Source organism: Paraglaciecola polaris LMG 21857 (genome assembly GCF_000315055.1).
Classification (GTDB): domain Bacteria; phylum Pseudomonadota; class Gammaproteobacteria; order Enterobacterales; family Alteromonadaceae; genus Paraglaciecola; species Paraglaciecola polaris.
Map to the genome: position 1 here is coordinate 157,880 of NZ_BAER01000024.1, position 20,808 is coordinate 178,687.

A 20,808-nucleotide genomic window follows, 5' to 3' on the forward strand; every position below is an offset into this window, starting at 1 on the left:
AAGCGGGAAAAGGCAGATTTTAATGATTAAGTGGCTAGATTGCAGGTTAGGACGTTTACTCGCAGTACTTGTTATGGCGGGGGTATTATTGTCCTTAAGTGGTTGTGACAGTGCTGTTCCTCGGGCATCAACTGCGGCACAAAATGTATCTGTGTTACCTTATCCTTTTTTGATCCCAGGGCTTGAACGAGAGCGTACAGTACGTTTATATTTGCCACCAAAATATGCCACTGAAACGCGATCCTATCCGGTAATTTACATGCATGACGGGCAAAACTTGTTTGATAATGCAAGCGCGTTTGCTGATGAGTGGCGCGTGGATGAAAGCCTGAATGCTTTAGCGAAAACATCAGGGCGTGAATTCATTGTGGTGGGCATCGACAATGGTGTCGATTTTCGGATGAATGAACTCAGCCCGTGGCCAAATAAACGTTTTGGCGAAGCCCAAGGTAAAGCGTATATGGAATTGATTGTGGAGGTGGTGAAACCTTATATCGACACGAATTACCGTACCCTTAGTGATGCTAATAATACCGCGATTATGGGAAGCTCTATGGGGGGACTAATATCTCACTACGCAGTTCACAATTACCCCGATGTGTTCGGTAAAGCGGGAATATTTTCCCCGTCTTACTGGTATTCTCAAGATGTATTTAGCGATACAAAATTACACAGAAGCAAAGATGCCGCTCGACTCTATGTTTTATACGGAAGCGAAGAAGGTGATGGAATGATCTCTGATGCAGATAAAATGCAACGCCTAATTAAACAGCAAGGTCATCCTCGGGTAAATATGGAATTTATAACTGTGCCTGGTGGTCAGCATAATGAAAAATTATGGGGACAATCTTTCACCGATGCAGTTAAGTGGTTGTTTGAAATTCACTGAGTGGAAACGCCTGTAACGGACTAATTAATAAGATATTATGATTAAAACACACTTTTCAATTGGACGAAAAATGCTTATTCGCTTATCTACATTTTGCCTGTTTTTCTGGGCGTGTATGGCGCTCAGCGCTGAATATATTTCCCATGAACTTAAAGGGCAGGTGCTGCACATTCAGACCGATGAAGGGCCGCTTACCGTTACGGCACAGTCGCCCAATGCATTCGAGGTGTTTTATCAGCCAGCAGATGTGCAGCAGTTACCTTCTTTTGCGATTGATGGAATAGCTCAACCCGCAGATTTAACGGTACAAGATAATGACGCGGTATTGGTTTTTCATACTGAAAATATCCGCGCTGAAATTAATAAAAAGCCGCTACGTATTCGTTATTATCAGGGAGATAAATTGTTGTTGGCGGAACACAACGGCTTGTTTATTGACGACAAACAACGTGGTTTTAGTTTTGACTTACAAACCGGTGAGAAGCTACTCGGTGGTGGTGAGCGCATTGTCGGTATGGACCGACGAGGTCAACGTTTTCCGCTGTATAACAAAGCACATTATGGCTACACCACACAATCAAAACAGATGTATTTTGGTTTACCAGCAGTGATGTCGAGCAACAAGTATATTTTAATATTCGATAACTCCGCCAGTGGTTATATGGATTTAGGTGCCACATCGTCCGATGAAATGCGTTTTGAAGCCATGGGCGGCAGAACAAGTTATATCGTCGTGGCGGGCGACACGTATCCTAAGTTAATTGAACATTATGTTGATGTAACCGGCAAACAGCCATTACCCCCACGCTGGGCTTTAGGCAGTTTTGCTTCACGTTTCGGTTACCGCAGCGAGCAAGAGGTGCGTGACACAGTCAAGTTGTATCAGGAATCAGGCTTTGGATTAGATGCCATCGTACTGGATTTATATTGGTTTGGGGCTGATATAAAAGGGCATATGGGGAACCTTGATTGGGATACAAAAGCCTTTCCGACTCCGGTGAAAATGATAGCTGACTTGCGTAAAGAAGGGGTGAAAACGATTTTGATCACCGAACCCTTTATTCTGTCGTCATCAAAAAAATGGCAAGACGCGGTCAATAATAATGCATTGGCGCTGGATAACGACGGTAAGCCTTACCAATTCGATTTTTATTTTGGCAATACAGGTTTAATTGATGTATTCGATCAAGGTGCTCGTGATTGGTTTAACCAGACCTATAGTGAATTATTCAAACAAGGTGTTGCGGGCTGGTGGGGCGACTTAGGTGAGCCTGAAGTACATCCAAGTGATATGTTGCACAACGTCAATGGTATTAATGCCACGGGTGATGAAATTCATAATGTTTACGGACATAAATGGGCAGAGCAGGTTTATCAACATCAGCTTTCGCTGGCACCGAAAACACGTCCATTTATTATGATGCGCTCGGGATTTGTTGGTTCCCAGCGTTACGGCATGATCCCATGGACAGGAGATGTTAGCCGGTCATGGGACGGGTTAAAACCTCAGGTTGAGTTATCATTGCAAATGGGTTTGTTCGGTCTTGGTTATACTCACTCTGATTTGGGTGGCTTTGCCGGTGGGGAAGTGTTCGACCCGCAAATGTACATACGATGGTTGCAATACGGTGTGTTTCAACCCGTTTTCAGGCCTCATGCTCAAGATAATATCGCCCCAGAGCCGGTTTATCATAAAGGTAAAACCAAAGATATTTTGCGTTCGTATGTTGAGTTACGCTATGCCATGTTGCCTTACAACTATTCATTGGCATTTGAGAATAGTTTGACCGGTATGCCGCTTATGCGCCCTATGTTTTTCGAAGACGAAAGCGATCTAAGTTTAATTGATGAGAAGGAGCAATATTTTTGGGGCGATGCTTTGCTGGTAAAGCCCATCACCAGTGCGAACATGAAAGAAGTGAGTATCAAACTGCCGAAAGGGGCTTGGTTTAATTTTTGGAGCGATGAGCGTTATGATGGAAGTCAAACAATCACCCAAGTGACGGATATTAAGCTATTACCGGTATTCGCACGAGCTGGCGCCATTATACCTATGACGCTGCCTGTTCTAAGTACTGACAACTATTCTACCCAGTCTTTGGATTTGCATTATTACGCGGATCATAGTGTGCCAAAATCGAGTGCTGTTATGTACAACGATGATGGTAAGAATCGACATTCAATACGTGACGGATCATTCGAGACACTGACGTTTTCTGCGGATCGTGAAATACATACACAAAGTGGTACCGATAAACTCGCTTTTCGTTTAAGCACAAAGGGTGATTTCAAGGGCATACCTAGCAGTCGAATGATCACCTTGTGGGTGCATAATTGGCCTCAGGGGGTAAATCAAGTGTTGGTAGGCGAAAAAGCATTAAGCTTAATCGAAGATAAAACCGAATTTTTAAATGCTGATCGCGGTGCGAGATGGGACAGTGAGACAAACACCTTAGAAATAAAATTCAGCTGGCAAAAGGACGCCATGGTGAGCGTGCAGTAGGCACATTTTAGCTGTTTAAACCAAGCAGGTGGAAGGCACGATATTGCGCGACTAAGCTGATATACACATGTCATGTACTAGGGGGAAGTTACTGCTTTGTAAATCAATATCTTGAATAATTGAATAGCTTATTTAAGTTGGTAATTTTCGTTGGCTGCGTTATGTTAATTCTATACTATCTTGACGCTGTGTTCATGTGACACGTTACTGAACCAATGTGAGTTTGATTTTTGCGCTATCGAAACGGACTTTTATTCGCTCTCATCCTGTTATTCAGCCAAGTAGGCATCGTTAATGGTAAACCTACTTTAAAGGCATGTGGACATCACGATTATGCACCTTGGAATTGGTTGCAAGACGATAAAATCGTTGGTGTATGTGCCGAAGTTGCATCTGAGCTTTTTGGACGTTTAGGTTATCAGGTTGAACTAACTTACGTCGGCCCTTGGAAGCGTTGCCAACAAATGATTGAATCAGGGGAGGTTGACCTTAATATTTGCTCATTCAGTAACGACCAGCGAAAGCGCTACTCCGTCTTTTCTCAAACACCAATGGCGTCGAATGAAAACGCATTATTTATGCGTAAAGGAGATTACTTTGATTATACGGGACTTGATTCATTAGACGATAAGTTTGTTGGTTTAGTAAGAGGTGTAAGTTTGGGGAATGAGATAGACATTCATCTGCAGCAAAAAAGTCACGTTATCCGAGCAGAAAATTATCATCGATTATTTGCCATGCTCAAACTTAAAAGAATTGATGCGGTTATTATCGGTCGGCAATCTGGGCAACATTTGCTTAACTTATATGGACTGAATACTGATATTGTTGCGGCAACGACTCCATTAGTAAAAGGTGATTTATATTTTTCCATGTCTAAACAATCGTCTTACATTACATTACATCACTTAACGACATAGAGAGCGCACTCCAATCACCCCAGTATCGAGTATGGCTTGCGAGTTTGTTAGCGAGATATTCTGCTAAACATAAAGCGTTCATTCAAAGAAGTAAGCCTGTGATTGATAACACATCAAATGCTGACGTGAACCGAACACAGTGAAAAATATCGATTAGTCGGCTGTACTCAAATATCCTTATTTACGTATTCTTATACACATCAGTACTGGTGCTAGTCAGAAGTAGTGTTATATATTGCTTTTACAATACACATATCAAATTGGGTTATGGTTAAAATAATTATTTTAGCGGCGCTGTGTTTCGCTGCATTTAAGTACGTAGGGGAACTTAAAGCGCAATCAAACGACCCAGCCAACACGCCCGTTCGTCAAACAACCATTGAGTCTCGGACTGATTATTCTCCGGGAAGAAAATCGATACGTAAACCCGCACCTACTGTCATGAACTTTCGTTGTGATGGCCGTCAGTATTGCGGGCAAATGACATCCCGCGCTGAAGCTGAGTACTTCCTTCAGCATTGTCCGCATACTCGTATGGACGGCGACGATGACGGTATTCCTTGTGAAAATGACAATCGGTTTAAGTGAAATATGTAATTTTCGCTAGTAAACTGCAGGTTATCAACGATATAACCTGTAAAAATTCAAAAATTAGTGCTTTATTCTCCGCATTATTAGATATTCTTTGTGTATAAAAATATACAAGATGCGGTTGCAATTGATCAGCACACAAACGCATAGGTAATGGACATGGATGCATTTGTGGTCAAAATGGCAGAGTTCATTAAGGTGGAGATGGTCACTGATCTTGCACACGATTTTGAACATGTAAGAAGGGTAGTGCGCAATGCCACGCAATTGTGTAGCGCCGAAAAAGCGAATGAATGGGTAGTAATGCCTGCGGTTTGGTTGCATGACTGCCTGACACTAGCGAAAGATCACCCTAAGCGATCATCTAGTTCGATTATGGCGGCAGACAAAGCATTGGTTTTTTTAGCAAAGATTGACTACCCAGCTGAACATTTTGATCATATACATCATGCTATTGTGGCTCACAGTTACAGTGCCGATATTACGCCTAAGAGTTTAGAAGCGTGTGTGGTTCAAGATGCCGACCGACTCGATGCAATTGGTGCCGTTGGCATAGCCCGCTGTTTACAAGTGGGAAGTGCATTACAGCGCAGACTGTATGAACCTGATGATCCTTTCGCGTTATACCGAGAGGTTGATGATGCACAGTTTACCCTAGACCATTTTTATCAAAAGTTGTTAAAGATTGAAGAGACGATGCATACGGATGAAGCAAAGCGAGAAGCACGCATTCGCACTGACTTTATGCATCACTTTATCCGCCAAATTAGACAAGAAATAAATTTTTAATAAGCGGCATTATTCAGGCTATCGGTCACTGTAGTATAGATTTGTTACCATTTTGAATAGGGTCTATGCTTAACTTTAACAACATTATTCAAATTTTGGATCGTGTTTAAGAATAAAAATAATGTGTTCGAACATTCTAAAAGGAGCGTTAGTATGTGTCAGTTGTTTATAGCAGCAGAAGCTGAGTTATGGTTAAGTAAAACAAAGTCACTACGTATTGAAGGGGTCGTCACCTCTATTCGGTTGGAAAATTTCTTTTGGGATGTATTAACCGAAATTGCCTTTCGCGATGATATGTCTGTTAATCAACTTATCACTAAATTGTACTTTGAATCTCAGGAAGCAGAGTTAGACTTAAGTAATTTTACCTCATTTTTACGTGTATGTTGCAGTCGTTATTTATCACTGGTTGCCGATGGCGAATTAAGTCGTTGTGAGAAAACGCCCATGAAAAAAGATGGGATCGAGTTGCTTCTATCAAAAGAGAACCAACGTACTCAAGCGAGACGCCGTTGCTTTACCAGAGAACCTTCCATTTAGGGACTCGATTATGTTCGCTATTGTCGTTCTAGTGATACCGAACATCGAGCTTTGATTTCGGTTGTTACATCCCTGAACAGTCAATATTTGCTGACAAAACGCCTTGTTGGTTTCCAAAACAAAAACCCGCTATATCTGGTTCTTATCGATAAATACTTTATTATATTCGTGTTCACGTTGCCCGTTTACGGTTAACAAACTGCATAATTTTAAAGGTAATTCATGACTGCACAGTATACATATTCAATCGGCACCCCTGGAACCCCCTGGAGCGAATCAGAAAAACAGCAATGGTACGAAAATCAGGTTATTAAGCGTAGCTATCTAAATGAAGTCGTTGTGCATATCGATAGTCTGCGTCCAGAGTTTAATGTCGAGCAATATGGAACGCTAGAGTATAACGCCGGACGTTACCCACTTTATGTGATATCCACCAAGGAGTTTAACGCGCAAAAACCAACCGTGTTAATCACTGGTGGAGTACATGGTTATGAAACCAGTGGCGTTCAAGGCGCGCTGCGATTCGCTATGCAATATGCAACGGACTACCAAGACGATTTTAATCTGCTGATTGCCCCGTGCATCAGTCCTTGGGGTTATGAAACCATCAATCGCTGGAACCCGATGGCGATTGATCCGAATCGCTCATTCGTACCACAAAGTTTATCTCCTGAGGCGGCACAAATAATGGCCTATGTGAGCAAGTTAGGAATGTCAATTACTGCTCACATCGATTTACATGAAACTACTGACACTGATAACAGTGAATTTAGACCTGCATTGTCAGCGCGCGATGGTATTTTTCAAGATAATTGGCAGATCCCAGATGGGTTTTACACAGTGGGTGATGCACAAAACCCGCAAGAAACATTTCAGCGTGCTGTGATTGAAAGTGTTGAAAAGGTCACTCATATTGCATTACCGGATGAAGCAGGTAAGTTAATTGGCTCGACGATGACCCAGCACGGTGTAATTAATTACGCTTTGAAAGATTTAGGTTTATGCGCCGGCTTTTCAAATGCTAGCTATACCACAACCACAGAAGTCTATCCGGACAGCGTTAATGCTACACCTGAAGAGTGTATTTTAGCGCAAGTTGCAGCGGTGACTGGTGCGTTAAACTATTTGCGTGAGCAAAAGCTATAGGCTGATTTACGCTAAGTACAAGGTCTTGATTGAGTGTTGAACAAACAGCCTATATGTGAACTGTTTGTTCAAGCTAGACTATTCTAAAAAGCTTGGGTCTCGGTCTTCTAACATGGCATACAAAGGCTGAAAATTGCCCCAAGTGACTAGTTCTGAACCGTTCGCAGCGCGAGTTTTCAAGGCAATGTCATGCTCAATCAGTGTTAGTGAACCCGCCGCTTGTGCGAGCAATTGACTCTGGCAACAGCTATCCATCAAGATGAAGTTCGCTACTGCGGCATCAACAGATGACCCCACTGTAATCAACCCGTGATTCTGCAAGATCACTGCGCAGTGCTGCGCTAATGATTCAGCTATCATATCACCTTCGTCTTTATCCGCTACCACACCTGTGAAAGTTGAAAAAAGCCCCTGGTTTTCGTAAAAAATGCAAGCATCTTGCGAAATAGGCTTTAACAGCTGACCTAGGCAAGAAAACGCACGACCATATTTTGTGTGGGCGTGGGCAACCGCATTTACATCAGGACGAGCCATATGCACCCGAGAGTGTATTGCAAAAGCGGCATTGTTGACGGCATGTGCGCCCTCTACAATATTTCCGTTATGATCGATGCGAACCAAATCTGTCGCTTTAATCATTTTGAAATGAACACCTAAAGGGTTTACCCAAAAAGTGTCTGGCTCTATGCAATCGCGCAATGTGATATGACCCGCAAGTCCTTCATCAAAGTGATGTAAGGCAAATGCGCGAAAACCGGCAGCCAAACGCTGTTTTTCATACTGGCGTTGTTGTTCTTTATTCGTAAATTTAGGCGGCATGGGGATTCTAAATTTACTTGCTCCAATGGCCATGTGCTGTGCATCTAGTTGGTTGTTCTCAATCATTCGTTACTCGACTATTTTAATAAATTGACACCAGTCTATGATTTCTTACAATGAATACGAATGATGAATAGTAATCTTTAGGTATTAATATGCTGCATGGTAAAATCGATTTAAATTTGTTTCTTATTCTTGTGGCTGTCTACCAAGAGAGATCTATAACGGCAGCAGGGAAAAAGTTGCATCTTAGTCAGCCAGCGGTAAGCCATGCGTTATCTAGATTGCGGGTAAAATACCAAGATCCATTATTCGTTCGCCATGGGCGAAAAATGCTCCCCACCGCGCGATGTCAAACTATTATGCCCAGAGTGCTAAGTTCAGTGTCTGAACTAGAATCAACATTGCATAATATCGGTGATTTCGATGTTCATCAGTATCAGCGAGAAATGAAATTTGGATTTCGAGATATACTCGAATCACTATTTTTTCCCGAGTTGGCGACTGACTTATTAACCAATACCCCTAACATCACAGTAAATAGTCGTCAGGTCAGTCGAATCGACATGGAGTTTGCCCTTGAAAGCCAAGAGCTGGATATTGTCATCGATGTACTTAGCCCGACCAGTGCTGACATTCACCATACCTTGATTTGCGACGAGCATTTTTCGTTAATTTGTCGCAAAGACCACCCAATATTGTCGGACTTGACCTTAGCAAACTACATCAAAGCAAACCATGCACTGGTAAGCTTTAAAGATTCAGCGGTCAATACGGTCGATATGGCGCTTGCTAAGCATGGCGTAGCGCGCAGCTTTGCTTTGAAATGCGAACACTACTTCGCCGCTACTAGCGTTATTAGTCGCTGCGATATGTTGCTTACTATGCCTAACGCTTATGCCCGTTTACTCAAACAGCAAATGCCAGTAGAGATCGTTCCATTACCATTTGAGGTACCAGTGCTGCCTGTTCATATGTATTGGCATAAACAGGCTGTACATGATCCATTAAACAGTTGGATGCGCACTAAATTATTGAATATAGCAAAGCGGGTGATCCCGTTGCCGCATATCGCCAGTAATCCATTGTCCTAACGCAGGCTTGGTTTATTTTTTCGTATGAATCCCTTACATTTTTGCTGCAATCGTGGGGGATAATTACCGCCGCCAGCGACAAAATGACCAGCTATTGTTATGCATAAAATAGTGTTACTTCATTGCATTTGGCTAATTTATGGTAAATAAGTCGCTTAAATACGCATAAATTTACGATTCAATGAGGTGTAACCGGGCAAATTCCTGTATATTTCGCCATCGTTTTTAAACCCATCACACAAATTCAACATTCAGACGTTACGCTTATCCAGTAATGTCACGGCAACTATTTACACAGATAGCATGTAAACAAGTTGCGTCTATGTTTTTGTCTGCCGAAAGAGAAATTAGTATGAACTTTGCATCATTAGATTTAGCGCCAGAGCTACAGCAAGCCATTGATGCTTGTGGCTACAAAAAAATGACCCCCATTCAACAGCAAGCCATTGTGATTGCACGTCGCGGTCGTGATGTCTTAGCCAGTGCACAAACTGGAACGGGCAAAACAGCCGCATTTGCGGTACCTATTTTGCAGCAGATACTCGATAAGCCAAAGACGACTGCACCGGGAATGCCTCGGGTTGTTATTTTGACGCCCACTCGGGAGTTGGCCGAACAGCTAGCGACAAACATTGCTGGTTACGCGCAATTTACCGATATTTCTGTGTTGGCTTTGTACGGTGGCGTAAAGCTAGGTGGGCAGGCCAGTAAGTTAAAGGCAGGTGTGGATATTGTTATTTCTACTCCTGGACGTTTACTTGAACATATGACGCTAAAAAATGTTGGATTAGCGAAGGTTGAATTTGTTGTGCTTGATGAAGCTGATCGTATGTTGGATATGGGGTTTATAGCTGACGTACGTCAGATGTTAGCCCAGATCACATCAGCACATCAGACCTTGTTGTTTTCAGCGACTATTTCACCAACGGTGAACGAGTTAGCCCACAAATTGCTTAAAAACCATCAGGAAATTCGTGCAACGCAATTGAACAGTGCGGCGGATACTGTGCAGCACGTTATGTATCCTGTTGCGGAAGAAGATAAAATTCGCTTATTTAAGACGTTGTTGGCGGAGCAAAACTGGTATCAAGTATTGGTTTTTACCAGTACTAAAGAACAAGCCGATAAGTTAATGGCAGCTCTTAAAACCAGTAAAATTGACGCTGCGGTGTGTCATGCCGATAAAAGCCAGGGCGCACGTCGCCGCGCAATCGCTGATTTTAAATCGGCAAAGTTACAAGTTTTGATTGCTACCGAAGTCGCTGCTCGCGGTCTAGATATCCAAGGCCTTGATCACGTTGTTAATTACAACCTGCCATACTTGCCTGAAGATTATGTACACCGCATTGGTCGCACGGGCCGTGCAGGGCAGCAAGGTAACGCTATCTCATTTGTGAGCCGTGAAGAAGAGCGAACTGTCGAACGTATAGAGCGTTTAATTAATTGTAAAATCAAACGTATTTCTCGCCCTGACTTTGCATTTAGTAGTCGCGAGTCTTTGCTTAAAACCGTGCGTAAACATAGTAAAAATAGCCGCACTAATAAGGTGTCGCAAACTGTTATCCGTATGGATAAAACAACAGGGGCTAAGGTAAAGCCGAAAGCGAAGCCAAAGGCCAAACGCCCTAGTAAATAAACAATTCTTTAGGCTGTTTATTGTAGCCTGATGCGTTAACTTAAAAAAGCGAGCTTGGGCACTATCCAAGTTCGCTTTTTTGTTTTCGTTAACGATCAATGGCGAGAGTTACCGGTTCTATTCGCCTGGGCTCGATATGGCTTTTTCTGGCTTTTGTTCACGCCCGCGAAAACCTGAAATAACACAGGCTATCAAGACGAACGCAAAGGATATATTTAGTGCGACTAATACGGTTTGCAGTAGTGCAGGGTACTGTTCGGGTAAAATCTGTGCGTCACCAATGTAATGGTGTACCAGCAAATTAACTAAACTCATGCCAACTAAGTTGCCGATTGTTCTGGCTAAATTAAGTGAAGCGGATGCCACTCCAAGTTCCGAACTGTGAACTGCCCCCATAATTGCGTTGTTGTTTGGGGTCGAAAATAGACCAAATCCTATGCCAATAAGCAACAATGAACTGCCGATATACCAAGCTTGTGTGTCGATATCCATTCGACTTAAAATAAAGAAACCGCAAGCGACAATACTGCACCCCAGCGTGGCTAAAAGGCGGGGCTGGACTTTATCGGATAAGCGTCCAGATAAGGGAGCCAGAAAAGCCATAGCCAATGCCTGGAGCAAAATAATCTGCCCTGATTCAGATGGACTAAATCCTTTTACATATTGTAGATATAAACTGAGTAGGAAGGTTAAGGGGTAGTTACTGGCGTACATTAGCAGTGATGTGACAAGTGACATGGAAAATACACGGCTTTCCTTGAACATTTGCACGCGTATTAGTGGCTGATCGCGCTTAGACTGATGCACCACAAAGAGCACCATTGCAATAAGTGCAACGCTCAATAACACAATACCTATGATTGACGGTAGCTGACTCAACCCAAATACCAGACAAGTCGATGCGATTATAAATATACCTGAACCACGCCAATCAAATTTGGCTTTGCGTTCATTTTTCCACTCGCCATGCATGCGTAACTTAATTAACAGCAATAACATAATTACCAATGGGACTTGGAATAAAAATACCGAACGCCATCCCCAAAGTTCTGTTAACCAGCCGCCCACAGCAGGGGCGACGGTTAAACCGATATACACACACGCAGCTGCGATACCCAGGGCAAACCCGCGCTTTTCTGCTGGTGTAACCGAGGTTAGTATGGCAACCCCAGTGCCAAAAATCATGGCCGCAGCCGCGCCTTGCATGAATCGCCAAAATAATAACCATTCCATATTAAAGGCGAGGGCACACATGGTAGAGGAAAGTATATTAAGCACTAGCCCGTAACTATAGATACGCTTACGTCCGTAATTGTCGGCTAATTTACCAAAAGGCAACATCAGTGCTACGTTGGCTAACAGGAATATAGTGGGTAGCCAGCTGACCATTTTGGCATTGGCGTGCAGTTCTGCCGCGAGATCTGGAATGGCAATGTTGACTGATGCCATGCCCAAAGGGCCTATGAATGAGCCTGCGCACACTACAATCAATGCTACGGTGGTCAACGGAAGTTTGGAGAAGTAAGCCATATATATCGCAGATTACGTAAGGAATACCCATGATACCCATTGCTGTCATGACTTTCACTTGGCACTCGATGAATAATCGGCATTTAACAGATTAAGAGGTTAAATAATTTCCCCGTTACCTATTTTAGCCTTGACGCAATACAACCTTCGATGCTCAGACATCTATTTTTAACGCTCGCTGCGACTTTAAAAGTCGGGTTCGCACGTCAATTCTAGCCATGCTTGTGTCACTGGATGATAGAGCCCGAGTGATTGAGCATGTAAATGCAACCGTCGCTCTGATGTGCCGTAAAGATCATCTCCGACTATTGGCATATGTAAACCACGTTCGTGGGCGCAATGTACACGTAATTGGTGAGTTCGCCCGGTTTTTGGATGCAAAAACACTTTGCTGCGCTTTAGTTCCTTGTGTCTTTCTATTATCTGCCAAGTAGTATGAGCTGCCTTGCCCGTCTGTTCACAAACGCATTGACGTGGTCGGTCATAAAAGTCCCCCGTCAAGGGTAAGGTAATTACACCCTCATCTTCTTCTAACAAACCCTCGATAAGTGCCACATAGCGTTTACTTACTTGACGGTTAATAAACTGTTTTTGCAGTATTTTATGAGATGCGGTGGTGAGCGCGATAACCATCAGGCCGGATGTCGACATATCCAAGCGATGTACAATTAATGAGCCTGTCGCTTGGGGAAAGAGTGCCTTTACACGACTAAATACTGAGTCAGCTATATGTTTACCTGGCACTGACAGTAGTTGAGTAGGCTTGTTGACTACGAGCATAGAATCATCTTGATAGATAATATCCTATTTTTTTGTCGCTAGCTGTATTTTGCAACAGTAGATTTTCATCTACTTCTAGTCCTAAAAGCATGTGATCCAGTATTGGCTGGCATTTCCCCATACAAGCTGGGTAGAATTGAGTATGTCGTCTTACTTGTGATTTTGGGGATGCGCCCCACCAAAACTCTGCCATAGCCAGTGGCTGTAAATTATGTTTGTAAGCATGATGTAATAGCTTAGGCGCGGCACATTCACCGGCTCCTGCTGGCGGCGTGCGCATAACCGTGTCACTAAATATTGCTGCAAGCGATTTGTGTGCCCCTCGTGCATTTAAAAATTTATATTGCTCGAATATACGGTGCTGAAGCTGGGCTGATAAGGTTTTACGATGCTGTTTAAGTTTGTCTATTTGCTTATCAAACAGGCTTAACGCATTTGTTGCATCATCAACTTGGCGGGTTAATGCTATTTTCAGATGTGCAAAACGCAACTTATCGTCGATACTTTGTTGCGCTAATTGAAGGTGAATCTCGGCACTATATTTAGGATCGGCGGCTTGCAATGCTTCACGCTGCTCTTTACGTTTTGCGCGATTCGTTATGACATGATGACGTTGTGAAGCGAGTTCACTATCGCAGAAAAGTTGAATTTTTGCCAAGCTCGCTTTCAACGCAAGGTATTTGTCATCGCAAAGTAGCACATTCAGCTCTGTCGTTATGTTGTTGATTATCTTTTGTTCAGCATGAAAAAAGCTATCACTAGCTAACATATCGAATACCGGCGGAACAAAGCCGGATAAATGGTTTGTATCGGCTAACTTTCCAGAAAAAGCACTGAGGTACCCCACCTCACCCATGGCATTTTTAACTAACAATACGCCGAACATTTTTCCGATGATTTGCTCGGGATCGCTACTCAAGCCAAAGTTGTGATACCAATCATCTTGGGTCTGCAAATGTTTCTGCAATTCTGCCGCAGCCAATATGCAAAGAGGGTGCGGTTGATAATAAAACGGAAAAGTAAATTTATCAGGCAATGATAGTCCAGATATATCTTCGCAGAACGGAGTAAAACATGATGGAGGAAAAGGATTCATAGTCGACATAAGCTATTGTATTAATGGTTAATTCGGTTAACAGATTGATGGGATGTCATATTTGTGGCATATAGATGTAGAAAGCTTGCTCTAGCAAGCTCTGCAGTTTATCACAGGAATGAAAGGTTAAGTGTGCTGGGATGAATCACTTTGCATTAAATCGATAAATAGTGCATACGAGTCCGTGTTGTTTTTTCGATTACGGCAATAAAGGCGAGTGAATTACACATAGGCGGCACTAGCAAAATGTTATGGGTGTTCCTACGCAATAATAAAAACAAACCCCAAGGTATAAAGATGAATTTATTTGAAAACACATGTATTTTGACAGGGCGATTACTTCTAGGGTTATATTTCATTTTACCTGGGCTGCAGAAAATCGTCAGTTTTGACATGATGAGTCAATATATGACACAGCATAATGTTCCGATGGTTTCGCTATTATTAGTCATTACCATAGTATTACAACTGAGCGCTGGTCTTGCCATTATCGTTGGCTTTAAAGGGCGTCTAGCGGCGTTTATATTAGCTGGCTTGACCTTGGTAATAAGTGTCTTTATGCATAACTTCTGGAACTTACCTGAAGGTGGGGATGTTGCCCATGAAACACAAAATTTCGTCAAAAACATGGCTATTATGGCGGGACTGTTGATTTTAGCTGCTCGTGGTACCGGCCAGTTTAGTTTAGATAACCGCGCTAAGTAACCTCACTGAATTAGGCTATAGGGCTAAAGTCCAGTGCTCGTGAAGTAATGACGGTTCAAGGTTATTTATACATGAGTATTGGCTTTGCTGAGCTATAATTTTTCATAGGTAAAAAATGAATAAAGTTGGTTTAGGTGGAAGTTGTCATTGGTGTACAGAAGCTATTTTTCAGTCGATAGAAGGTGTGATTGATGTGGAACAGGGCTGGATAGCGGCCAAAGCCCCTAATGAAGATTTTAGCGAAGCAGTTGTGGTGCATTTTAATCCCGCTCAGGTTAGCCTGCATAATTTAATCGAAATACATTTGTTATCTCACAGTGCGACGTCTTCACACAATATGCGTGCTAAGTACCGCAGTGCTGTTTATGTGTACAATAAAACGCAGTATACACAAAGCATTAGAATTTTGGCTGAGCTACAAATTCACTTTGCAAACCCTCTGATTACGCAGACTTTGCTATTTGATAAATTTGAAGCATCTGCAACGCATTATCAAAACTATTACAAGAAGGATCCTTCTCGTCCGTTTTGTCAAAATATTATTCAACCAAAACTCGATAAATTGAAACGTTATCTAAATCATAGAAGTTAAAGCATGCCCATTTTCAGGTAGAATTATTTCCCTTAATTTATTTGGATTATATAAATGGATGGCTAAATGTTTTAACTTTTATTTAGGCCATTAAAATAAAAGACATTTTTAATGCACGTCAAAAATGTTAATGATTCACTGAATATTCGATCTGGCTATTAGTATCGGTTTTAATATTTCAATTCTCCCTATGAACTACGTTGTAATGCTCACATTATTCATCTATTTTTAAAAGGCTTAAAATAGGTTTTATTCATCATTAATTAGTAACGATATTGTCTATAAAGCGGATATTGATCAAACAATAGTTTGGATATTTTAATATATGGATAAAGGATTAGTTATGGAAAATACAACATCTAATTTTTACCCTTACTATTCATTAAGACTCTCTTTTATTTCACTTTCTTTATACCTTATCTCACCGCAACTCTGTTATGCCGCACAAGATAAGCAACTGGATGATACAGTTATCCATTCCTATCAAGAGGAGCTCAAACGCCAGCGCAATATGCTACGTGAGCAGGGCGCTCAAATAGCAGAACTAAAACGTATAGTTGATGCCTTAACCAAAGGTCGCCAAGTTAAAACGTTACAACAGGATAAAAAGGCCAGTAAGACAAGCAACACCATAGTGAAACGTGAACAAGTCGTCACTGCTCGTAAAAGTCAGAACGATCAAAGTAAACCGCAGCATACTCCAGACAACCAACCCGTAGGCCAAGCGCCACCCAAAAATGCAAATCCGATAGAAGTTAATGCCATACCGAACGATAATGTCAGTGGCGTACTTACAGGAAAAGGACGGTTAGTCTTGGAGCCTTCAATTGGTTATTCGTATACTGATAACAATCGTGTATTTCTAGATGCATTTTCATTTATACCCGCCCTTGTGGTGGGGTTAATTGATTTACGTGAGATAAAGCGACATAGCTTTATCGGCAGTGTTTCAGCACGGTACGGATTAACTGAGCGTTGGGAAGTTGATCTGAAAATACCGTACATAGGCCGAAATGATAGTCAGCGTTCACGCCCGGTAAGTATCGGTGTTAGTGAAGATGAAATTTTTAATGCAAGTGGTCATGGTCTTGGTGATATTGAGTTGTCAACCCGTTATCAGTTGAACGCGCCTGTCGACGGTGGTCCTATTTATGTTGCTAATTTAGTTGCAACTATACCCACAGGAACAAGCCCTTTTGAAGTAGAGTTCATGCAGTCTACGCCGGGTGCAGTATTTCCGACGGAACTCCCTACAGGCTCAGGTTATGTCAGTATTCAACCAAGCTTAACGGCGATTTACGCTACAGATCCTGGCGTTTTCTTTGGTAATATCAGTTATGGCTACAATATGGATACGGATGAAGATGTGGGAAATGTTGACCCTGGAGACAGCGCAGGAGTTAGCTTTGGGTTGGGTGTATCGTTAAACGAGCGTGCATCAATGAGCCTTAGTTATTCCCACAAGCACGTTTTAAAATCAAAAATTAATGAGATGAAAATTGACGGTAGCCAATTAGATATTGGCCAGCTTATCATTGGTTATTCATTTCGCTATTCTGAGCAGACTAATATTAGCCTTTCCCTTGCGATTGGTGTAACGGATGATGCTCAGGACACCCGCCTAAACTTCAGGTTGCCGGTAACATTTTAGTCTATAGGCAAACTATACCTGCACCATGTTATGACTAACGACGTTTTAACGATCGATTACATAGGTGTCAATAATAACATTTTTGATTAAGATAATTAACGTCCATTGATACTCAGGTTATGTTGAATACTGAATTTTATCTGTCTCTCGGTGTTATTATTGATGAGTTCGCGCATCAAAAAATGTGTTGTACATTTCACTGTGTGCGAAAGCTTGTTGAGCTTGTTCCAAATTTTTGATGGTGATATCAATATTCGTAATTGCTGAAAGCGTTTGGTTGTCTAAAGTGTTTTGTAATACCGTATTGAGGGTATTGTTTGGCAATACAGAACGTAAATTAAACTCGTCTTTGCCTAAAAAATTCAGGTCTTGGGGGGATTGAAAATAAGAATGGGACGTTAACTCTCCGTTTCTAAAGATACTTTTCTGAAAGTTAATATCTACCACAACACCATTACCTAATACAAAAACCGCCACGAAGGGAAGAAAGTGTTGAGTCTGTTACTGCTTGCCAATGAGAAAAGTCGCCGATACCAGTGGCCATAACATCCGATTCTTGTTTAGCTTCAACGAGTATAGGCAGTGAGAGCAAAGAACAAATTAATGTTTTATAAAGTATTCTTGGTGTAAGCGAGAGAGAAATATTCATTGGATATCCCTAAACTTAAAAGTCGACACTTGATGGCTGTAAAACGTTGAACAACCCTAAGCTGGCATGGTCAATTGCTAAACCCAAGTTTGCCCGAATCTGATGATCCCATTGTTGGTCATTTATATAGTGATTTGCCGCAATTTCTTTGCGGTCTTGAATGACAAAAAGAATTCTATTCCCCCACATTTCTTCAAATTTGGTTTTCTTTATGGATTTCAAACCAATCGCCGGATCACCCACCAATACCGCATCGTCAGTGCTGCCTTTAATGATGACAAAATGCATGTAACCATTGTTGTTAATGATAGTAATTGCAGGCACTTGTGCACTAGACAGTTGCTGTAAGCTGATCTTGAAACCATTTGCATGATATCCGCGGCGCGACAAATAATGCTTCATGTCTAGCAATGAGAAGCCCTGGTGTTTAATCTTCTCTTGATTACCGTGTTCAAACATATCTTTAAATACATTCAGTTCATTAACTACGTCGTCATAGTGAAATGAAAGTAAGCTAGCAAGTGTCGCAGAGCCACAGCTAAAATCGTATTTTTGCTTATAAATTGTTTTAAATCGTTGCTCAGCAATACTGGATACTTTAATGGAGTATTGCCCGCCAAAACTAACAACACCACCAGAAACTGAACGACAAATTAGTAGTGTTGTTATCAGTATAAAAAGTCTCATATTTACACCTATTCATCCGTTAATTAGGGCTAATAGTGACAGTGATAATGGTTGAGTCTTGGATAATTACATTGTTACCTGTGTTTTGAATAATGGAGAACACGCCAGCTGCTTCGCTGAATGAACCCTGACCTATGCTGTTGCTGCCAGTTACACTGTTCGATGCATAATTGTCCGTGAGTACGGCTTCTAAATGAGTATTATTGGTGATATCGAACACTCCCCCCATTCCTCTTTCCTGTGCTAAATCTTCAAGTAAAACAGGCGATAATTCGTCAATATCGGTTTGTGCTAGCAGATAGCATGGAGTAAACGTTATTAAGGCAAATAGAGTAAATACCTTGGTATTTTTAAATATTTTCTTCATAGCCCGTATCCTTTTTAATAAGTTGCTGACAATGATTGCCAGCAACTTATATTTCCTTTAAATGAAACCTACATAAAAGCTATTACTGCGGGTTTACATTCACATTTCCCTGGAACGATACTTGTTGTTGAGCTAAGGCATTATGGCCAAGGTTCTGAACATTTTGGTTAATACCAGCGGTACCATTAAATGTATCAGACATACTATTGTTGCTGGCAATAGTGGACTGGTTGTCAAAGCTGTAAGTGACATAATTTCCAGTAACTGCGCCGGTTAGGTTTGACTCATTGACACTGTAGGTTGTGGTTGCTACGCCACCGTTGTTGGCTGCGGATGTCCCCCAGCCTTCAGACCAAGCACTGCTATAGTCGCTGTTGTCGCTGTTATCACTATTATCACTGTTGTCTACTGTCGCTGTGCTGCCGCCATTTGCTGATGCTCCACCTTCCGCTGCGTTGGCATAGCTGTTGTCGGAATTATTTGAGTTGTCGCTATTATCACTGTTGTCGCTGTTATCAGAATTATCCGAGTTGTCACTATTATCTGTACTTGCAGTGCTGCCGCCATTTGCAGAAGCTGCTCCCATAGCATTGGCTTGAGCCATACTATTATCACTGTTATCACTGTTATCAACAGATGCGGTGCTGCCACCATTCGCTGCTGCTGAGCCCATTGCACTCGCATTCGCCATACTGTTATCAGAACGATCTGAAGTGGCAGTGCTTCCATTGTTAGCGGCTGCGTCAGTGGCTGACGCATAGCTATTATCGCTATTATCACTGTTATCTGAATTATCGCTGTTGTCTGAATTATCAGAACGATCACTCATGGCTACACTGCCATTGTTTGCAGTGGCCTCAGTACCGGTTGCTGAACTGTTATCACTGCTGTCAGAACTAGAACTGTCGCTATTGTCTGAGTTATCAGAATTGTCGCTGTTATCTGAATTATCCGAGCGATCTGTCATGGCCACACTGCCATTGTTAGCGGCGGTGTCGGTGGCAGAGGCATAGCTACCATCGCTATTATCGCTGCTGTCGGAATTGTCACTGCTATCTGAATTATCAGAGCTGTCGCTATTATCTGAGCGGTCAGACATGGCTATACTGCCATTGTTAGCGGCTGAGTCAGTTGATGCAGCTGAACTTCCGTCAGAGTTATCACTGTTATCCGAGTCATCGCTGTTATCAGAGTTGTCGCTGTTATCAGAATTATCCGAGCGGTCAGACATAGCTAAGCTACCGTTGTTAGCCGCAGAATCAGTTGATGCAGCAGAGCTACCGTCGCTGTTATCGCTGTTATCTGAATCGTCGCTATTGTCAGAGTTATCGCTGTTATCGGTGGCAGCCATACTTCCGTTGTTAGCAGCTACTTCAGACCCTGACGCTGAACTTCCATCCGAGTTATCACTGTTATCTGAGTCGTCGCTATTGTCTGAATTATCGCTATTGTCAGTGGCTGCCATACTACCGTTGTTTGCAGCTACCTCTGAACCCGATGCTGAACTTCCATCACTGTTATCTGACGAATCAGTGCTGTTATCCGTAGTGGCGCTTGAATTATCGTTTGCGGCAGTTGAGGCATCACCAGTGCTATCTGCGGTTGACGTAGCGGTTTGAGAATCAGCAGTTTCAGTTGCCGTGTTGGTTGGATCTGCCCATACGCTGGTTGCAGAACCGAGTACGAAAGCCATGCTTGCTACAAGTAAACTCTTATTAAATACTTTCATCTTTTATGCTCCTTTAAAAAACGATTTGTCGCCATCTAGCGAAATTTACACTGAAAATAGCAACCCTTAAATATTCAAAATATAACCAGAGAAAG

At 42.2% G+C, this 20,808-nt stretch carries 19 protein-coding genes and 1 pseudogene; 12 read left to right on the plus strand and 8 right to left on the minus strand.

All coding sequences use genetic code 11. The features are described 5' to 3' along the window. Positions 1-22 precede the first annotated feature (22 nt). The 7 genes from GPLA_RS05135 (at position 23) to GPLA_RS05160 (ending at position 7,378) form a co-directional block, all read left to right on the plus strand. On the plus strand, positions 23-889 hold the full coding sequence (locus GPLA_RS05135) for an alpha/beta hydrolase (protein ID WP_007103785.1): 867 nt from the start codon (positions 23-25) through the stop codon (positions 887-889). A gap of 37 nt (positions 890-926) precedes the next feature. Further along, the gene (locus GPLA_RS05140; RefSeq protein ID WP_040513912.1) at positions 927-3,392 is read left to right on the plus strand and encodes a glycoside hydrolase family 31 protein; all 2,466 of its coding nucleotides are present in this window, start codon (positions 927-929) and stop codon (positions 3,390-3,392) included. A 350-nt stretch (positions 3,393-3,742) separates the two neighbouring features. Next, positions 3,743-4,312, plus strand: coding sequence for a substrate-binding periplasmic protein (locus GPLA_RS05145; RefSeq protein ID WP_007103787.1), 570 nt, complete (start codon positions 3,743-3,745; stop codon positions 4,310-4,312). A 267-nt stretch (positions 4,313-4,579) separates the two neighbouring features. Beyond that, on the plus strand, positions 4,580-4,900 hold the full coding sequence (locus GPLA_RS23100; RefSeq protein ID WP_007103788.1) for an excalibur calcium-binding domain-containing protein: 321 nt from the start codon (positions 4,580-4,582) through the stop codon (positions 4,898-4,900). 162 nt (positions 4,901-5,062) lie between these two features. Further along, positions 5,063-5,692: an HD domain-containing protein gene (locus tag GPLA_RS05150; protein ID WP_007103789.1), complete on the plus strand. Its 630-nt coding sequence runs from the start codon at positions 5,063-5,065 to the stop codon at positions 5,690-5,692. Positions 5,693-5,845: 153 nt separating this feature from the next. Continuing rightward, on the plus strand, positions 5,846-6,232 hold the full coding sequence (locus GPLA_RS05155) for a ribbon-helix-helix domain-containing protein (RefSeq protein ID WP_007103790.1): 387 nt from the start codon (positions 5,846-5,848) through the stop codon (positions 6,230-6,232). Between the two features lie 222 nt (positions 6,233-6,454). After that, entirely contained in the window at positions 6,455-7,378 is a 924-nt protein-coding gene (locus GPLA_RS05160) for a M14 family metallopeptidase (RefSeq protein ID WP_007103791.1), read from the plus strand. A gap of 78 nt (positions 7,379-7,456) precedes the next feature. Here the strand turns inward: GPLA_RS05160 and GPLA_RS05165 are convergent, their stop codons facing one another. Further along, entirely contained in the window at positions 7,457-8,263 is an 807-nt protein-coding gene (locus GPLA_RS05165; RefSeq protein ID WP_007103792.1) for a class II aldolase/adducin family protein, read from the minus strand. Positions 8,264-8,352: 89 nt separating this feature from the next. Here GPLA_RS05165 and GPLA_RS05170 point away from each other — a divergent pair, with 89 nt between their 5' ends. Together GPLA_RS05170 and GPLA_RS05175 are read left to right on the plus strand one after the other, a co-directional pair. Continuing rightward, positions 8,353-9,291: a LysR family transcriptional regulator gene (locus tag GPLA_RS05170; RefSeq protein WP_007103793.1), complete on the plus strand. Its 939-nt coding sequence runs from the start codon at positions 8,353-8,355 to the stop codon at positions 9,289-9,291. A 352-nt stretch (positions 9,292-9,643) separates the two neighbouring features. Beyond that, positions 9,644-10,927, plus strand: a complete 1,284-nt coding sequence (locus tag GPLA_RS05175) for a DEAD/DEAH box helicase (RefSeq protein WP_007103794.1) — start codon at positions 9,644-9,646, stop codon at positions 10,925-10,927. 117 nt (positions 10,928-11,044) lie between these two features. On the opposite strand, the gene GPLA_RS05180 is transcribed toward GPLA_RS05175, so the two are convergent. After that, positions 11,045-12,457: an MFS transporter gene (locus GPLA_RS05180; protein WP_040513913.1), complete on the minus strand. Its 1,413-nt coding sequence runs from the start codon at positions 12,455-12,457 to the stop codon at positions 11,045-11,047. A gap of 186 nt (positions 12,458-12,643) precedes the next feature. Beyond that, a pseudogene (locus tag GPLA_RS05185) lies at positions 12,644-14,333 on the minus strand (RluA family pseudouridine synthase). Between the two features lie 297 nt (positions 14,334-14,630). Here GPLA_RS05185 and GPLA_RS05190 point away from each other — a divergent pair. The 3 genes from GPLA_RS05190 (at position 14,631) to GPLA_RS05200 (ending at position 17,281) form a co-directional block, all read left to right on the plus strand. Then, a complete protein-coding gene (locus GPLA_RS05190) occupies positions 14,631-15,038 on the plus strand; it encodes a DoxX family protein (RefSeq protein ID WP_007103796.1) in 408 nt (135 codons plus the stop codon). Between the two features lie 115 nt (positions 15,039-15,153). After that, entirely contained in the window at positions 15,154-15,630 is a 477-nt protein-coding gene (locus tag GPLA_RS05195; protein WP_007103797.1) for a peptide-methionine (S)-S-oxide reductase, read from the plus strand. A gap of 343 nt (positions 15,631-15,973) precedes the next feature. Next, entirely contained in the window at positions 15,974-17,281 is a 1,308-nt protein-coding gene (locus GPLA_RS05200) for a transporter family protein (protein ID WP_007103798.1), read from the plus strand. Positions 17,282-17,437: 156 nt separating this feature from the next. On the opposite strand, the gene GPLA_RS05205 is transcribed toward GPLA_RS05200, so the two are convergent. The 5 genes from GPLA_RS05205 to GPLA_RS05220 all read right to left on the minus strand — a co-directional run bounded on the left by GPLA_RS05205 (position 17,438) and on the right by GPLA_RS05220 (position 20,713). Further along, complete coding sequence (locus tag GPLA_RS05205) at positions 17,438-17,728, minus strand: hypothetical protein (RefSeq protein ID WP_007103799.1); 291 nt, start codon at positions 17,726-17,728, stop codon at positions 17,438-17,440. A gap of 7 nt (positions 17,729-17,735) precedes the next feature. Then, positions 17,736-17,930, minus strand: a complete 195-nt coding sequence (locus tag GPLA_RS23915; protein ID WP_007103800.1) for a hypothetical protein — start codon at positions 17,928-17,930, stop codon at positions 17,736-17,738. Positions 17,931-17,945: 15 nt separating this feature from the next. Further along, positions 17,946-18,617, minus strand: a complete 672-nt coding sequence (locus GPLA_RS05210) for a C39 family peptidase (protein ID WP_007103801.1) — start codon at positions 18,615-18,617, stop codon at positions 17,946-17,948. Between the two features lie 19 nt (positions 18,618-18,636). After that, positions 18,637-18,984, minus strand: a complete 348-nt coding sequence (locus tag GPLA_RS05215) for a hypothetical protein (RefSeq protein ID WP_007103802.1) — start codon at positions 18,982-18,984, stop codon at positions 18,637-18,639. 82 nt (positions 18,985-19,066) lie between these two features. Next, a complete protein-coding gene (locus tag GPLA_RS05220) occupies positions 19,067-20,713 on the minus strand; it encodes a hypothetical protein (protein WP_007103803.1) in 1,647 nt (548 codons plus the stop codon). Positions 20,714-20,808: the final 95 nt, after the last annotated feature.

Coding starts and splice junctions, on each gene's coding strand:
- GPLA_RS05135 (WP_007103785.1), top strand. CDS start 23: ATGATTAAGTGGCTAGATTGCAGGTTAGGACGTTTACTCGCAGTACTT.
- GPLA_RS05140 (WP_040513912.1), top strand. CDS start 927: ATGATTAAAACACACTTTTCAATTGGACGAAAAATGCTTATTCGCTTA.
- GPLA_RS23100 (WP_007103788.1), top strand. CDS start 4,580: ATGGTTAAAATAATTATTTTAGCGGCGCTGTGTTTCGCTGCATTTAAG.
- GPLA_RS05150 (WP_007103789.1), top strand. CDS start 5,063: ATGGATGCATTTGTGGTCAAAATGGCAGAGTTCATTAAGGTGGAGATG.
- GPLA_RS05155 (WP_007103790.1), top strand. CDS start 5,846: ATGTGTCAGTTGTTTATAGCAGCAGAAGCTGAGTTATGGTTAAGTAAA.
- GPLA_RS05160 (WP_007103791.1), top strand. CDS start 6,455: ATGACTGCACAGTATACATATTCAATCGGCACCCCTGGAACCCCCTGG.
- GPLA_RS05165 (WP_007103792.1), bottom strand. CDS start 8,263: ATGATTGAGAACAACCAACTAGATGCACAGCACATGGCCATTGGAGCA.
- GPLA_RS05170 (WP_007103793.1), top strand. CDS start 8,353: ATGCTGCATGGTAAAATCGATTTAAATTTGTTTCTTATTCTTGTGGCT.
- GPLA_RS05175 (WP_007103794.1), top strand. CDS start 9,644: ATGAACTTTGCATCATTAGATTTAGCGCCAGAGCTACAGCAAGCCATT.
- GPLA_RS05180 (WP_040513913.1), bottom strand. CDS start 12,457: ATGGCTTACTTCTCCAAACTTCCGTTGACCACCGTAGCATTGATTGTA.
- GPLA_RS05190 (WP_007103796.1), top strand. CDS start 14,631: ATGAATTTATTTGAAAACACATGTATTTTGACAGGGCGATTACTTCTA.
- GPLA_RS05195 (WP_007103797.1), top strand. CDS start 15,154: ATGAATAAAGTTGGTTTAGGTGGAAGTTGTCATTGGTGTACAGAAGCT.
- GPLA_RS05200 (WP_007103798.1), top strand. CDS start 15,974: ATGGAAAATACAACATCTAATTTTTACCCTTACTATTCATTAAGACTC.
- GPLA_RS23915 (WP_007103800.1), bottom strand. CDS start 17,930: ATGAATATTTCTCTCTCGCTTACACCAAGAATACTTTATAAAACATTA.
- GPLA_RS05210 (WP_007103801.1), bottom strand. CDS start 18,617: ATGAGACTTTTTATACTGATAACAACACTACTAATTTGTCGTTCAGTT.
- GPLA_RS05215 (WP_007103802.1), bottom strand. CDS start 18,984: ATGAAGAAAATATTTAAAAATACCAAGGTATTTACTCTATTTGCCTTA.
- GPLA_RS05220 (WP_007103803.1), bottom strand. CDS start 20,713: ATGAAAGTATTTAATAAGAGTTTACTTGTAGCAAGCATGGCTTTCGTA.